At 60.5% G+C, this 13,986-nt stretch carries 14 protein-coding genes; 4 read left to right on the forward strand and 10 right to left on the reverse strand.

The features are described 5' to 3' along the window. Positions 1 to 96: 96 nt before the first annotated feature. Together J3P90_RS19040 and J3P90_RS19045 are read right to left on the reverse strand one after the other, a co-directional pair. A complete protein-coding gene (locus tag J3P90_RS19040) occupies positions 97 to 1,167 on the reverse strand; it encodes an AI-2E family transporter (protein WP_434675235.1) in 1,071 nt (356 codons plus the stop codon). Positions 1,168 to 1,196: 29 nt separating this feature from the next. Further along, complete coding sequence (locus tag J3P90_RS19045; RefSeq protein ID WP_434562826.1) at positions 1,197 to 1,436, reverse strand: sulfurtransferase TusA family protein; 240 nt, start codon at positions 1,434 to 1,436, stop codon at positions 1,197 to 1,199. Positions 1,437 to 1,534: 98 nt separating this feature from the next. Here J3P90_RS19045 and J3P90_RS19050 point away from each other — a divergent pair, with 98 nt between their 5' ends. Further along, complete coding sequence (locus J3P90_RS19050; RefSeq protein ID WP_434562824.1) at positions 1,535 to 2,968, forward strand: M48 family metalloprotease; 1,434 nt, start codon at positions 1,535 to 1,537, stop codon at positions 2,966 to 2,968. Positions 2,969 to 3,038: 70 nt separating this feature from the next. Here J3P90_RS19050 and J3P90_RS19055 read toward each other — a convergent pair whose 3' ends face one another. From J3P90_RS19055 to rpoE, 4 genes are all read right to left on the reverse strand, one after another. Continuing rightward, a complete protein-coding gene (locus J3P90_RS19055) occupies positions 3,039 to 4,466 on the reverse strand; it encodes a DegQ family serine endoprotease (RefSeq protein ID WP_420766707.1) in 1,428 nt (475 codons plus the stop codon). A 229-nt stretch (positions 4,467 to 4,695) separates the two neighbouring features. Further along, entirely contained in the window at positions 4,696 to 5,643 is a 948-nt protein-coding gene (locus J3P90_RS19060) for a MucB/RseB C-terminal domain-containing protein (RefSeq protein ID WP_434650208.1), read from the reverse strand. Positions 5,644 to 5,651: 8 nt separating this feature from the next. Then, the gene (locus tag J3P90_RS19065) at positions 5,652 to 6,239 is read right to left on the reverse strand and encodes a sigma-E factor negative regulatory protein (RefSeq protein WP_039593313.1); all 588 of its coding nucleotides are present in this window, start codon (positions 6,237 to 6,239) and stop codon (positions 5,652 to 5,654) included. A gap of 30 nt (positions 6,240 to 6,269) precedes the next feature. Then, complete coding sequence (gene rpoE, locus J3P90_RS19070) at positions 6,270 to 6,851, reverse strand: RNA polymerase sigma factor RpoE (RefSeq protein ID WP_003172477.1); 582 nt, start codon at positions 6,849 to 6,851, stop codon at positions 6,270 to 6,272. A 557-nt stretch (positions 6,852 to 7,408) separates the two neighbouring features. Here rpoE and nadB point away from each other — a divergent pair. Further along, positions 7,409 to 9,025, forward strand: a complete 1,617-nt coding sequence (nadB, locus tag J3P90_RS19075) for an L-aspartate oxidase (protein WP_434675236.1) — start codon at positions 7,409 to 7,411, stop codon at positions 9,023 to 9,025. Here nadB and J3P90_RS19080 read toward each other — a convergent pair. Further along, positions 8,994 to 9,446, reverse strand: coding sequence for a protein YgfX (locus tag J3P90_RS19080; protein WP_434610097.1), 453 nt, complete (start codon positions 9,444 to 9,446; stop codon positions 8,994 to 8,996). The genes nadB and J3P90_RS19080 overlap by 32 nt on opposite strands. Then, positions 9,430 to 9,684 carry a succinate dehydrogenase assembly factor 2 gene (locus tag J3P90_RS19085; RefSeq protein WP_003184348.1) on the reverse strand — a complete coding sequence of 85 codons (255 nt, stop codon included), beginning with the start codon at positions 9,682 to 9,684 and terminating at the stop codon, positions 9,430 to 9,432. The genes J3P90_RS19080 and J3P90_RS19085 overlap by 17 nt, the downstream gene beginning before the upstream one ends. 149 nt (positions 9,685 to 9,833) lie before the next feature. On the opposite strand from J3P90_RS19085, the gene J3P90_RS19090 reads away from it, so the two are divergent. Together J3P90_RS19090 and J3P90_RS19095 are read left to right on the forward strand one after the other, a co-directional pair. Further along, positions 9,834 to 10,775 carry a YgfZ/GcvT domain-containing protein gene (locus J3P90_RS19090; RefSeq protein ID WP_434675237.1) on the forward strand — a complete coding sequence of 314 codons (942 nt, stop codon included), beginning with the start codon at positions 9,834 to 9,836 and terminating at the stop codon, positions 10,773 to 10,775. A gap of 35 nt (positions 10,776 to 10,810) precedes the next feature. Further along, a complete protein-coding gene (locus J3P90_RS19095; RefSeq protein WP_420766712.1) occupies positions 10,811 to 11,632 on the forward strand; it encodes an HDOD domain-containing protein in 822 nt (273 codons plus the stop codon). A gap of 58 nt (positions 11,633 to 11,690) precedes the next feature. Here the strand turns inward: J3P90_RS19095 and J3P90_RS19100 are convergent, their stop codons facing one another. Both J3P90_RS19100 and J3P90_RS19105 read right to left on the reverse strand, forming a co-directional pair. Beyond that, a complete protein-coding gene (locus tag J3P90_RS19100) occupies positions 11,691 to 13,076 on the reverse strand; it encodes a sensor histidine kinase (RefSeq protein ID WP_420766713.1) in 1,386 nt (461 codons plus the stop codon). Then, positions 13,069 to 13,740, reverse strand: coding sequence for a response regulator (locus J3P90_RS19105; RefSeq protein ID WP_420766714.1), 672 nt, complete (start codon positions 13,738 to 13,740; stop codon positions 13,069 to 13,071). The genes J3P90_RS19100 and J3P90_RS19105 overlap by 8 nt, the downstream gene beginning before the upstream one ends. Between the last annotated feature and the right edge of the window lie 246 nt (positions 13,741 to 13,986).

Here is a 13,986-nt window from a genome sequence, read left to right on the forward strand (position 1 = left end):
CTCCCACAGGATTTCACGGAACACCGCAAATCCCCTGTGGGAGCGAGCCTGCTCGCGAAGAGGCCGGTAGCCTCACCGGCTAGGCTAACTCACCTCTTATAACAACGGCGCCACCACCGGCTCCTTGCTCGGCCACGCATCCAGCACAGCCTTGAACAGCGTCGCCAGGGGAATCGCGAAGAACACTCCCCAGAACCCCCACAATCCGCCGAACAACAACACTGCGCAGATAATCGCCACCGGATGCAGGTTCACCGCCTCGGAGAACAGCAACGGTACGAGCACGTTGCCGTCCAGGGTCTGGATGATTCCGTAGACGGCCATCAGATAGATGAACTGATCGCTCCAGCCCCACTGGAACAGTGCGATCAATGCCACCGGCACGGTCACCACCACGGTGCCGACGTAGGGCACCACCACTGAAATACCCACCAGCAGCGCCAACAGGGCGGCGTAATTGAGCCCCAGGGCGACGAAGCCGATGTAGGTCACGCCGCCACAGATAAAAATCTCGATGACTTTACCGCGGATGTAATTGGCGATCTGCCGATTCATCTCCTGCGCCACCCGGGTGATCAATGCCCGTTCGCGCGGCAGGTAACCGCGGACCCAGCGTCCGATCATTTCCCGGTCCTTGAGGAAGAAAAACACCAGGATCGGCACCAGCACCAGATAGATCATGATGTTCACGAGCAACGGCAGGCTGGACAGCGAAAACGTCAGCGCCCACTGGCCGAACTTGCCGATCTCGCCGCGTACCACTTCGATCGTCTGCAATACCTGCTCGTCCGAGACCAGGTGGGGATAACGCTCCGGTAGCAGCAACAGCAGCGATTGCCATTTGACGAGCATCCCCGGCAATTCGTTGAACAACGTCACCAACTGGTGCCACAGCAAGGGCACGATCACCACCAGGAAGACCACCAGCACGCCCATGAACAGCGCGAACACCAACCCTACCGCGACCGAACCCGGCAGTCGCACGCGCTCCAAAGTAATGACCAGCCCTTGCATCAGGTACGCCAGCACCATCCCCGCCAACACCGGTGCCAACATGCCGCCCAGCGTGAGCACGGCGGTAAAAGCCAGGAACAGGAGCACTGCCAGGACCACCGCCTCTTCATCGGAAAAGTAGCGCTGAATCCAGTCGCGTAACACTTTGAACATTAAAAATCCCTAAGAGATGTCGCCTGCCTTCAGGCTTTTTTCAACCAGTAACGGTAGGTGCCGTTTTCGTCCTCTTCACGCAGCAGCGTATGACCGGCCAACCGGGCGAAGGTGCGGAAATCGCGCTGGGAGCCAGCGTCCGTGGCGGTTACCTTGAGCACGGCGCCACTGGTCAGACGATTGAGTTCCAGCTTGGCCTTGAGCAACGGCAACGGACAATTCAGGCCACTGGCGTCCAGCTCGGCATCGTGGGCTACAGCATCGGTCATTGTTTCACTCCGCAACGGGTCGTCGAGCCGCCTAGAATATCTGGTCCCGGACCCGCTGTCCGGCTACAGTAAGGTCTTTGTCGACTAAGGCTTCGTGCATGACATTTCTGCGCCCCACCCTGCTGACGCTCGCCTGCCTGCTTGCCTCACCGGGCTTCGCCGACGACCTGCCGTCACTTGGCGACGCCAGTTCTGCCATCGTCTCGCCAGAACAGGAGCACCAACTGGGCCGCGCCTGGCTGGCGCTGCTGCGCAGCCAGGTTTCACAGCTCAACGACCCCCAGCTCAAGGACTACGTCGAAACCAGCGTCTACAAGCTGGTGGAGACCAGCCAGGTCAATGACCGGCGCCTGGAATTCATCCTTATCAACAGCCCGCAGCTCAACGCCTTCGCCGCACCGGGCGGAATCGTCGGGGTCAACGGCGGGCTATTCCTCAACGCACAGACCGAAGGCGAATACGCGTCGGTCATGGCCCACGAGCTGGCGCACTTGTCGCAGCGCCACTTCGCCCGTGGCGTGGAAGCTCAACAGCGCATGCAAGTGCCGATGATGGCCGCGCTGCTGGCTGGCATCGTGGTCGCCGCCGCTGGCGGGGGCGATGCAGGGATTGCCGCCATCGCGGGGACCCAGGCCGCCGCCATCCAGGAGCAACGGCGCTTTTCACGCCAGAACGAACAGGAAGCCGACCGAATCGGCATCCAGAATCTGGAAAAAGCTGGGTACGACCCTCGATCCATGCCGACCATGTTCGAGCGTCTGATGCGCCAATACCGCTTTGACGCCAAGCCTCCGGAGTTTCTGTTGACGCACCCGGTCACCGAGTCGCGTATCGCCGACACCCGCAACCGCGCCGAACAGGCCAAGCCGGGGGGCATCGAGGACAGCATGCGTTATCAACTGATTCGTGCGCGCGTCCAGCTGACCTATGAGGAAACCCCAGGCCTGGCCGCCAAGCGCTTTCGCGCACTGTTGGACGAGAACCCCAAAAACGATGTGGCCCGCTATGGCCTGGCCATCGCCCAGGTCAAGGGTGGCCAGTTGAATGAAGCGCGGGAGAACCTCAAGCCGCTGCTGGCCAAATCACCCAACGAAATCATCTACAACCTGGCCCAAGTCGATCTGGACATTACCAACAACAAGCTGGCTGACGCCCAATCCCGCGTTGACCGGATGCTGGTTCAATACCCTGGCAATTATCCCCTCAACCAAGTGCGCGTTGACCTGCTGCTAAAGCAAAACCGCCCCGCTGACGCAGAAAAAGCCCTGGAGACGCTGCTCAAGAGTCGCCCGGACGATCCGGACGTCTGGTACATGGTTGCCGAGACGCGCGGCCTGTCGGGCAACATCATCGGCTTGCACCAGGCCCGCGCCGAATACTTCGCGTTGGTCGGCGACTATCGCCAGGCGATTCAACAATTGGACTTCGCCAAACGCCGCGCCGGCGGCAACTTTCCATTGTCGTCCCGCATCGACGCACGGCAGCGTGAGCTTATGGAACAGGAGCGAATGGTCAAGGACATGATGGGCTGAGCTTCAGCCAGGCATAAAAAAAACCGCCTCGACATACATCGAGGCGGTTTTTTTTCAGCTGCGGACGGGCTTATTCAGCCAGTTTGAACGTGATGAAGCTCGCACGTCCCTGGCGCAGGACTCGCATCGACACCGAGCGATTCTTCGGCAGGGCCTTGGCGATATCGGTGAACTCCTTGGCGGACCCGATGGCCTGGTTATTCAGGTGCGTAATGATGTCGCCCGGTTGCAGGCCGATCAGTGCAGCAGGACCGTCCTGTACTTCCCTGATCACCACGCCGCCCTGCAGTTCCAGAGTGCGCTTCTGCTCGTCGGTCAGTTCGACCACCGCGACGCCCAAGCGATTACTGCTGCGCTCTACGCCGGACTTGGGCAGCGAATCCAGCTCCTTGCCCTCTTCCGGGATAGCGCCAACGGTCAACTCGACGTTCTTGCGCTTGCCTTCGCGAATCACTTCGAGGCTGGCCTTGGCACCGGCCTTCAGGGCACCCACCAGGTGCGGCAAGTCGGCGGACATGACGATCGGCTGGCCATTGAGGCTGAGAATCACATCACCAACCTGCAAGCCGCCCTTGGCAGCCGGGCCACCTTCCTGGATCTGTGCCACCAGGGCACCGGCGGGTTTTTCCAGCCCGAACGACTCGGCCAGGTCCTTGTTCACTTCCTGGATGACCACGCCCAGCCAGCCACGGCTGACTTTTCCTTCGCTTTTCAACTGATTGGAAACGTCCATGGCCACGTCGATTGGAATGGCGAAGGACACACCCATGAAACCGCCCGAGCGGGTGTAGATCTGGGAATTGATGCCCACCACTTCACCGTCAAGGTTGAACAACGGGCCGCCGGAGTTGCCGGGGTTGATCGGCACGTCAGTCTGGATGAACGGCACGTAGTTCTCGTTCGGCAGGCTGCGGCCGATGGCGCTGACAATGCCCTGGGTCACGGTGTGGTCAAAGCCGAACGGCGAACCGATCGCCACGACCCATTGACCGGCCTTCAGGTTCTGGGATTTGCCAAGCTTGAGGACTGGCAAATCCTTGCCTTCGATTTTGAGTAGCGCCACATCGGACCGTGGATCGGTGCCGATCAGTTTGGCCTTGAGCTCACTGCGATCGGCCAGGCGGACCAGGATCTCATCGGCATCCGCGATGACATGGTTATTGGTGAGGATGTAGCCATCGGGCGAAATAATGAAACCCGAACCCAGGGATTGCGCTTCCCGCTGGCGGCCACCACCCGGTGAACGAGGCTGCGGCATTCCGCGCTCGAAAAACTCGCGCAGCATGGGTGGCAGACCTTCCAGGTCCGGCATCTGTGGGTCCATCACCCGGCGCTCAGGCAGCTTCTGCGTCGTACTGATGTTCACGACTGCGGGTGAAGCCTGTTCGACCAGTTGGGTGAAGTCCGGCAATTCGACCGCCGCTGCGGGAACGGCCTGACCGAGGACCAGCACGGTGGCGAATATGGAGAGATAGGTTTTCAAGCGTGGTATCGACATACGGCTCCCGTTACGACGAGCATGGTTAAGCGATATGGAGCTGAAACACCGGAGAACGATACGCCGGTATTTTCGTTCCGCAAACAGACAAGGCCAGAGCCGAGCGGCTCTGACCTAATAGAAAAAAAATCGATTTTTTGCAAATGAAAATGCTGACAGGAAGTTTCAGCAATTCGATCAAGCCTTGGCGTTAACGGCCTGCCGCGCAATCGAGCCACTTGCGCAATGGCTACTTGGCTGCCGCGACGTCGGAGCGCATGGAAAGCGCGATCCGTTCCGCCGTCCCGATAGGTATCTCACCTACCACCGTGACCATCATTTCACCTTGCGGCGTGGTCAGACGGCGGGATACGGCGGCGGTCGGACCTAGCTGAGTTCGGGTATCGGTAGCCGTGGCGCCGTTCAACGGCTCCAGAAACACCGAGAACCGAGCCAGGCCATCGTCGTACATGAGGCTGCTGACCTGTACTTTGGTGTCCGGGTCATTTCGCGCAACACTGCTGGTCAATTCAAAGCCCGGCGGAAGCCAGTCCGAACGCCATGCGGTCTTCACTGCCGTCGCCTTGTTCGGATCCTGCGCCACAGCCGTGCATTCGGCACTGGCCTGCAGGTCAGCGTCCGAAGGTGAGGTGATGTTCAGGCGGGTGAATTGAAAGCGCTCGAGCAACTGTCCCTTGTCGTTGAGCAGCAGGGATTTGAGCGGCAGCCCGGTTTCTTTGTCCAGATGCAACTCGAACCCGTAGCGATGCTGGTCCTTCGGAGTCAGGGCCACAATGACAGCTTGTCGCCCAGCCACACGCGACTTGCCGATCACGGCAAGGTCATACCAATTCTTGAGTTTTTGCGGATCGAGCGCACGTGCAGTGCCATCTGGCGTATTTCCCAGCCCGGCGATCAAGGTGCCACTGACGCATTGAGTACGTCCATCAATGCGCATGACCTCCTGTGCCGAACCGTCGAGCTGGAGCAACCGCTCGCGGATTTTGCCATCCTGGACGCGATGCCAGATGTTATGGGTAGAAAAACTACCGTTACGCTCGTAAACGAAAGTGCCCTGGAAGCTTTGCTGTTGCTCGGCTTGACTCAGACGATTTAGCCAGTCTTGAGCCTCGCCGGCATGGGCTGGAATCACCCACCAGCCACCGAGCAGAAGCGATAAAAGAGGTATGGCGCGCATGGTCCTCCTTAACGGTTTTCCAGACTGGCCGCGCGAGCGTAGGGCAGCGCGCTTTCAGTGCCCTTCAATGCAGCCTGTTGGGCATGCTGGCGCAGGTAGTTAGGCAGGCGCTGATCGTGCCAGCCTGGTTGTCCTTGCAGGACACCATTGTTCATCGGGCCAGCAGCTTCCGAACCTTCGCTGTAGCCGGCCAGCACCGCAGGACCTTTGACCTGTGGCGTTGCCAGGCTTGGCTGGTTAGATTGCTGCGCCATTTGAACGCCAGCGATCTCGTCCTGGTTGTACAACCGCACACCGGCCAGTACCGCTACGGTGACCGAAGCAGCTACAGCCAGGCGACCCAGGCTACGCCATGGACCGCGGGAGGCTTTTGCCGGTACGGCTTCATCAGCCAGCGCAGCAGACACTGCCGCAGCGATATCCAGACGCGGAAGCAGCAGGTCCTTGTGCATGACAGCCCGGGCGATCTGATAGCGCGCCCAGGTCTCACGGGTTTCAACATCGTCGAAGGCATTCAATACCCGACGTAATTCCAATTCGTCCGCTTCGTTATCCATCACTGCGGACAGCGATTCCTGCAGGGCTTCACGACTCATGGCGTTCCTCTCTTGGCTGTCGCCGCTGTCTCAGTTTTCCTGCAACAACGGTTGCAGGGCTTTATCGATGGCCTCCCGAGCGCGGAAGATCCGGGAGCGCACGGTACCCACCGGACATTGCATGACGCTCGCAATGTCCTCGTAACTCAGACCGTCGAATTCACGTAAAGTTAAAGCCGTACGCAAATCTTCAGGCAATTGCTGGATGGTTCGATGGACGGTGCCTTCGATCTCATCCCGCAGTAATGCACGCTCCGGAGATTCGAGGTCCTTGAGGCCATGATCGCCATCGTAGAACTCAGCATCTTCGGAACTCACATCACTATCCGGCGGCCGGCGGCCGCGTGAAACCAGATAGTTTTTCGCCGTGTTAATGGCGATGCGGTAAAGCCACGTGTAAAACGCGCTATCCCCGCGGAAATTTCCAAGTGCGCGGTAGGCCTTGATGAAGGCTTCCTGGGCAACATCCTGGGCTTCATGGGTGTCGTGCACGAAACGCACGATCAACCCGAGAATTTTGTGCTGGTATTTCAGCACTAGCAGATCGAAAGCTCGCTTGTCGCCGCGCTGAACGCGTTCGACCAGCTGCTGATCCTCTTCCTGGGTTAGCATGAACACTCCTCGATAAGCTCGAAGGAGGGTTGCACTACTAATCGACCGGGCTTGCAAACATAGACTCGGGCTTTTCGCAAAAGTTCTCCCCCTTCCAAGCAAGTTTCCGGCGCGCTCTGATCCGGCACGCACGAAAAACGCAGCACGAGATTCCCCGGCTGCGCGAATAATCTGTCGCCGGGCCTGTCGGACGAGGACTTGAATCGAAGTCCTTAACCAACCCGACGCTGTTCCCTTTTGCAGACAACCGTCTATTGAACGTAGGCGCTTGGCAAAAGTTCCCGCTATTTTCAGCTCTTCGAAACGAAAATCTGGCAACCGTGACGAGATAAACAACGTTCTGTCCGCGAAAACGTCGCGTTGTCGCCATTTCAAGAAAACCCTGATCCGACGAAGCGTGTTGTTTTTCCGTCACGCTGGTTTCACATCGCCATGATTGCCCGGCTATTGTGCCGATCCCCCCCTCTATATACTAGTGGGCTGCAAGGCTGCCCGACCCGTCAAACGGATGTCCGGCGCCAACCCCTCACGGGTCGCTTTGAGCGGAAATCATTCGAATGAGCCAACAGTTCCAACATGATGTTCTGGTAATCGGCAGCGGTGCCGCCGGATTGAGCCTGGCGTTGACTTTGCCCGCGCATCTGCGCATCGCCGTGCTGAGCAAGGGCGACCTGGCCAACGGCTCGACGTTCTGGGCCCAGGGCGGCGTCGCGGCCGTGCTGGATGACGCCGACACGATCCAATCCCACGTCGACGACACACTCAACGCTGGCGGCGGGCTGTGCAATCAGGATGCGGTGCGCTTTACCGTCGAGCACAGCAGGGAGGCCATCCAATGGCTGATCGACCAAGGCGTGCCATTCACCCGCGATGAGCAGTCCGGCACCGAAGATGGCGGCTTTGAATTTCACCTGACCCGCGAGGGCGGCCATAGCCATCGGCGGATCATCCATGCCGCCGATGCGACCGGCGCGGCGATTTTCAAGACGCTGCTGGCCCAGGCCAGGCAACGGCCGAACATCGAGTTGCTGGAGCAACGGGTCGCGATCGATCTGATTACCGAAAAACGCCTGGGTCTGAACGGTGATCGCTGCCTGGGCGCCTATGTGCTCAACCGTGGCACGGGCGAAGTCGACACCTACGGGGCGCGCTTCGTGATCCTGGCCTCCGGTGGCGCGGCCAAGGTCTACCTCTACACCAGCAACCCGGACGGCGCCTGCGGTGACGGCATTGCCATGGCCTGGCGTTCCGGTTGCCGGGTGGCGAACCTGGAGTTCAACCAGTTCCACCCGACTTGTTTATATCACCCGCTCGCCAAGAGTTTTTTGGTGACCGAGGCCCTGCGCGGCGAAGGCGCGCACCTGAAGCTGCCCAACGGGGAACGCTTCATGCAGCGCTTCGATCCCCGCGCCGAACTGGCCCCACGGGACATCGTTGCCCGAGCCATCGACCATGAGATGAAGCGCCTGGGCATCGACTGCGTTTACCTGGATATCAGCCACAAGCCCGAAGCGTTCATCAAGAGTCATTTCCCGACGGTCTACGAACGCTGCCTGGAATTTTCCATCGACATCACCAAGCAGCCTATCCCGGTGGTGCCGGCGGCGCATTACACCTGCGGCGGGGTCATGGTCGATCAGTTCGGTCGCACCGACGTCCCCGGCCTGTATGCCATTGGCGAAACCAGTTTCACCGGGCTGCACGGCGCCAATCGCATGGCCAGCAATTCGCTGCTGGAATGTTTCGTCTACGCCCGCTCGGCAGCGGCCGACATCCTTGAGCAATTGCCGCGCATCGACATACCTGCCGCCCTGCCCTCGTGGGATGCCAGCCAGGTCACCGACTCGGATGAAGACGTCATCATCGCCCACAACTGGGACGAACTGCGGCGCTTCATGTGGGACTACGTTGGGATCGTGCGCACCAACAAACGCTTGCAACGGGCCCAGCATCGGGTACGACTGCTCCTCGATGAGATCGATGAGTTCTACAGTAACTACAAGGTCAGCCGGGACCTGATCGAACTGCGCAACCTCGCGCAAGTGGCCGAATTGATGATTCGCTCGGCGATGGAACGCAAGGAAAGTCGAGGGCTGCATTACACCCTCGATTACCCGGACCTGTTGCCCGAGCCATTGGATACTATCCTGGTGCCGCCCACCTACGCCGGCTGAACCTGAGCCGCACTCGCAGGCGTCGGTGCACATCCGGCGCCAGCGCATCACGGGGCACACACAGCGAGCGGACCCGCCGCTCGCCCTGGAGCCGAAAGCGCAACACGACGATTATCGGCAATGCGAGGCTATCGGGCCGCAACTGCACCGATTGCCAGCCGCCGTCGGAGCTCCATAGCTGCCAGCCACCGGCATCGCGACGCAAGCCGCGAAACGCCTGTCGATGGGTCAGCAGCAGGTGTCGCGGCAGTACCCAGGCGCCATGGCCCAGGCACAGTATGATGCCGACGGCTGCGAACCCGGGTGGGACGGCCAATAGCAACAACGAGCCAAGGGCGAACAGCTGCGCCAGCAGATAGGCCGCCAACAACTGCCCGGAGGCGCGCCAGCGGCATTCGAAGCGATTACTTGGGTTGGACACGGTCCAGGATCATCCGGACCATGCGCTGCAACTCCGGATCTTCGGACTCACTGCGTTCCATGAACCAGCCGAACATGTCCTGGTCCTCACATTCCAGCAGGCGGACGTAGCATGCACGGTCAACCTCATTGAGGTGGGGGTAGACCTCCTTCACGAAAGGCACCAGCAACACGTCAAGCTCAAGCATGCCGCGGCGGCTGTGCCAGTAGAGGCGATTCAGTTCAACATCTTCGACCATGGAGCGCTCCTCAAATAGGGCGCAAGTATACAGGCCCGGCCGTGGCGGAACACACGGCTTTGTCGGCCGTCGACGATCCTTTGGCAACTACCCATTTCAAGGGCGCCCCCTTATGATGTCCACCAGACTTTTTTACCCTGCGATGACCCATGGCTGATTCCGCTTTTTTCTGCACCCTGTCCCACGAAGGCATTCTCGCGGTCCGCGGCGTGGATGCCGGTAAATTCCTGCAAGGCCAATTGACCTGCAATCTCAATTACCTGAGCGACAGCCGGGCCAGCCTCGGCGCCCGCTGCACACAGAAAGGCCGGATGCAATCAAGCTTCCGGATCCTGCTCGAGGGCGACGGCGTACTCATGGCGATGGCCAGCGAGTTACTCGAACCGCAACTGGCGGACCTGAAAAAATACGCGGTGTTTTCCAAATCCAAACTCACCGATGAAAGCCCGGCCTGGGTTCGCTTCGGACTGGAAAACGCTGACGCCGCCCTCAGCGAACTGGGCCTGGAGCTGCCGGCCGACACCGATAGCATGGCACGCCATGAATCCTTGATCGCCATCCGCGTATCCCCGGGCCGCGCCGAACTCTGGGTCCGCGCCGAACAGGCCGATACGCTGCGCGCTCGCCTGGGCTCGCAACTGGCCGAAGGCGACTTGAACCGCTGGCTGCTGGGCCAGGTTCGTGCGGGAATCGGCCAAGTCATGGCGGCCACACGCGAACTGTTCATTCCTCAGATGCTCAACCTGCAGGCCGTTGGCGGTGTCAGCTTCAAGAAAGGCTGCTATACCGGCCAGGAAATCGTCGCGCGCATGCAGTACCTCGGCAAGCTCAAGCGACGCCTGTATCGCCTGCAACTGGACGCCGCCGAGTTGCCGGAGCCTGGCACCCCGCTGTTTTCCCCTACGCATGGCAGCTCGATCGGCGAGGTCGTCATTGCCGCCCGGGCCGAGCAGAATATTGAACTGCTGGGAGTGTTGCAGGCCGAAGCCGCCGAAGATGGCAATTTGCACCTCGGTGCTTTGGAAGGACCCGCGCTACAATTGCTGGACTTGCCTTACGAACTGGACCGCGACCGCGAAATCCAGCGTTGATCGCAACATTTTGTCGCAACACCTAGAGAACCGAAATGAGCGATTTGGCGGATAAGGTCCAGCGGGATTTGGTGGCGGCCATCGATAAGGACGACCTGGTCCTGCCCACACTACCGGAAGTGGCCATGCAGATTCGCCGGGCCGCGGAAGATCCGGAGATCAGTGTCAGTAACCTGAGCAAAGTGATCGGTCGTGACACAGCACTCTCGGCGCGCCTGATAAAAGTGGTCAACAGCCCGCTGCTACGCGCCACGCAGGAAGTGACGGACTTGCACACGGCCATCACTCGGCTGGGCGTCAACTACAGCAGTAACCTGGCGATTGGCCTGGTCATGGAGCAGATATTCCATGCCCGCTCCGATGTTGTGGAACAGAAGATGCGTGAGGTGTGGCGCAAGAGCCTGGAGATCGCCGGTGTCAGTTATGCGCTATGTCGCAGCTATACCCACCTCAAGCCTGACCAGGCCGCGCTGGGCGGATTGGTCCATCAGATCGGCGTGCTACCGATCCTGACGTACGCCGAAGACAACAACGAATTGCTGTCGGATCCAATCAGCCTCAACCACGTCATCGAGACGATTCATCCCGTGTTGGGGGACAAGCTGCTCAGCGTCTGGGAGTTTCCGGAACGATTGATGAGGTTGCCGGGGTTGTATCTGGATTTCACCCGGGATTCGGAACAACTCGATTACGTCGACCTGGTGCAAGTCGCCGCACTGTACTGCTACAAGGACTCCGACCATCCGCTGAGCAGAATCGACGTATTTGGCGTCCCCGCGATCAAGAAGCTGGGCATTGACCTGGACAACCACGACCGCTGCGCGGATCTGGAAGAAGCGCGGTCGATGTTTTACTGACAAAGCCCGTTGTGGCGAGGGACTTTGCCCCCTTTCCACGGGTTTTGCATTGCCTGGCTTAGCCGGGGATAAAACTCACCCGCACCTTCAGCCCACTCTCCTGCCCGTCATGCAGGGTGATCTGGGCCAGATGCGCGCGACAGATTTCCCCGACGATCGCCAATCCCAAGCCAGAACCGGCCACTTGCTGGTTGCGTCGATAGAAGCGCTCGAATACTCGCTCGCGCTCAGTCTCAGGAATGCCGGGGCCGTCGTCCTCGACTTCCAGGATCGCCGGCGCGATCACCCGCAGGATGACGTTGCCACCCGAGGGGGTGTGGGCCAGGGCGTTGTCCACCAGGTTGCTCAACAGTTCGTTCAGCAACGTCGGTTCGCCCCGCAACCAGACGGGCTCATCGGCCTCCAGCGCCAACGCGACCCCACGGGCATGGGCCAAAGGTGCCATGGCCATGCCCAGCTCACGGGCGAGCTGGCTCAGGTCGAGCAATTGCGCGCCGCCCTCGGCAATCGCCCGGGCGCCATTTTCCACCCGGGCCAATGACAGCAACTGGTTGGCCAGGTGGGTCAAGCGGTCGGTGCCCTGGGCGGCGGTCTCCAGGGTTTGGCGCCACGTGGCCGGTTCGCTGGCGCGCAGGCCCAGCTCCAGGCGAGCCTTGAGGGCGGCCAATGGCGTTCGCAGCTCATGGGCGGCGTCGGCAATGAATTGCGCCTGACGCTCGAATTGGCCGCGCAGGCGCTCGGTGAAGTGATTGAGTGCCCGTACCAGCGGCCATAACTCATGTTGGACTTCCACCAGCGGCAGCGGTCGCAGATCGTCTGGCTGCCGCTCTTCCACCGCCGTGCGCAAGCGTTCCAGGGGACGCAGCGCGGCACTGACCGCGAACCACACCAAAAGCAGCGCACCCACCGCCAGCATGCCCAACCGCAGCAAGGTATCGGCCATCAAGCTGCGCGCCATGCTGACCCGCGCCTCTTCGGTTTCCGCCACGCGGATTTCCGCCATGCCGTTCATCTCCGGCTCGCTCACGGCCTTGAGCAGGCTTACGACGCGCACATTCTGGCCCTGATAGGAGGCGTTATAGAAGCGCGCCAGCGCGGGGTAATCGTCCGTGCGCGGCGTACCCGGCGGCGGGCCAGGAAGATTTTCGTACCCGGAGATCAGCTTCTGGTGGATATCGTTGACCTGATAGTAGATACGCCCGGCGCTGTCATAGGCGAAGGTGTCCAAGGCCACGTACGGCACGTCCGCACTCAGGGTGCCGTCTCGCTGGGAAAGCCCGGCGGCAATGGTCCGGGCCGAAGCCAGCAACGTCCGGTCATAGGCAGTATCGGCCGCTTCGCGACCATTCCAATAGGCACTCAGGCCACTGGCGAGCATCAGCACCACCAGCAGCGATGCAAGGTTGCGAAGGAGCCGCCAGCGCAGGCTGTCGGGCTTATGCATCACGGGTTTCCAGCAAATAGCCCAGGCCCCGGAACGTCACGATCGCCACCGCATGGCCATCGAGTTTCTTACGCAGCCGATGAACGTAGATCTCGATGGCGTCGGGGCTGGCCTCTTCGTCCAGGCCAAACACCTGGGCGGCCAGTTGTTCCTTGCTCATCACCCGCCCCGGTCGAGCTATCAACGCCTCCAGGACCGCCTGCTCGCGGGAGGTCAAGGTCATCAATTCCTCATCAAGGGTAAAGCGGCGGGTGTCCAGGTCGTAGACCAACCCACCGCAGCGCTGCTGGCGCTCGCCCCCGAGTACGCTACGGCGCAGCAACGCCTTGACCCGGGCTTCCAGCTCGGTCAGTTCGAATGGCTTGGCCAGGTAATCATCGGCGCCGAGGTTCAGGCCGTGGACGCGGTCCTTGACGTCGCTGCGCGCGGTCAACATCAACACCGGCAAGGTCTTGCCCCGCGCCCGCAAGCGCGCCAGCACTTCGAAACCGTCCATGCGCGGCAGCCCCACATCTAGAATCGCCACGGCGTATTCCTCGCTGCTCAGGGCCAGGTCAGCGGCCACCCCATCGTGCAGCACGTCCACTGTCAAACCCGTGCTCTTGAGCGCCTGGGCGACACTTTCGGCCAGCTGCAGATGGTCTTCGACGAGCAGAACACGCATGGGTTTTTCCTCGATTCAGGGATGGCCGGCGCCATTCTTTGGCGCGGAGTTTACAGCCGCATCCGCCACTGTGAAGCCAAAAATCATCCTGAAAGCTTTTGAAAGGTTAGCGAAAGGTTGGGTCGTTAGAGTCGCTCCACGGACAGTTTCGACTGCCGGTCGCGACACACCTCGCGAACGAAAAACGCCACGAAGCGTTTTCGCCGAATAAAAACAATAAGCGGAGTATTCACCATGCTGTCCATA

This window comes from Pseudomonas sp. D3-10 (assembly GCF_051132175.1).
Classification (GTDB): Bacteria; Pseudomonadota; Gammaproteobacteria; order Pseudomonadales; family Pseudomonadaceae; genus Aquipseudomonas.

Bases quoted from the DNA above. Each gene is read 5' to 3' on its own strand.
- J3P90_RS19040 (WP_434675235.1), bottom strand. From the start codon at position 1,167: ATGTTCAAAGTGTTACGCGACTGGATTCAGCGCTACTTTTCCGATGAA.
- J3P90_RS19045 (WP_434562826.1), bottom strand. From the start codon at position 1,436: ATGACCGATGCTGTAGCCCACGATGCCGAGCTGGACGCCAGTGGCCTG.
- J3P90_RS19050 (WP_434562824.1), top strand. From the start codon at position 1,535: ATGACATTTCTGCGCCCCACCCTGCTGACGCTCGCCTGCCTGCTTGCC.
- J3P90_RS19055 (WP_420766707.1), bottom strand. From the start codon at position 4,466: ATGTCGATACCACGCTTGAAAACCTATCTCTCCATATTCGCCACCGTG.
- J3P90_RS19060 (WP_434650208.1), bottom strand. From the start codon at position 5,643: ATGCGCGCCATACCTCTTTTATCGCTTCTGCTCGGTGGCTGGTGGGTG.
- J3P90_RS19065 (WP_039593313.1), bottom strand. From the start codon at position 6,239: ATGAGTCGTGAAGCCCTGCAGGAATCGCTGTCCGCAGTGATGGATAAC.
- rpoE (WP_003172477.1), bottom strand. From the start codon at position 6,851: ATGCTAACCCAGGAAGAGGATCAGCAGCTGGTCGAACGCGTTCAGCGC.
- nadB (WP_434675236.1), top strand. From the start codon at position 7,409: ATGAGCCAACAGTTCCAACATGATGTTCTGGTAATCGGCAGCGGTGCC.
- J3P90_RS19085 (WP_003184348.1), bottom strand. From the start codon at position 9,684: ATGGTCGAAGATGTTGAACTGAATCGCCTCTACTGGCACAGCCGCCGC.
- J3P90_RS19090 (WP_434675237.1), top strand. From the start codon at position 9,834: ATGGCTGATTCCGCTTTTTTCTGCACCCTGTCCCACGAAGGCATTCTC.
- J3P90_RS19095 (WP_420766712.1), top strand. From the start codon at position 10,811: ATGAGCGATTTGGCGGATAAGGTCCAGCGGGATTTGGTGGCGGCCATC.
- J3P90_RS19100 (WP_420766713.1), bottom strand. From the start codon at position 13,076: ATGCATAAGCCCGACAGCCTGCGCTGGCGGCTCCTTCGCAACCTTGCA.
- J3P90_RS19105 (WP_420766714.1), bottom strand. From the start codon at position 13,740: ATGCGTGTTCTGCTCGTCGAAGACCATCTGCAGCTGGCCGAAAGTGTC.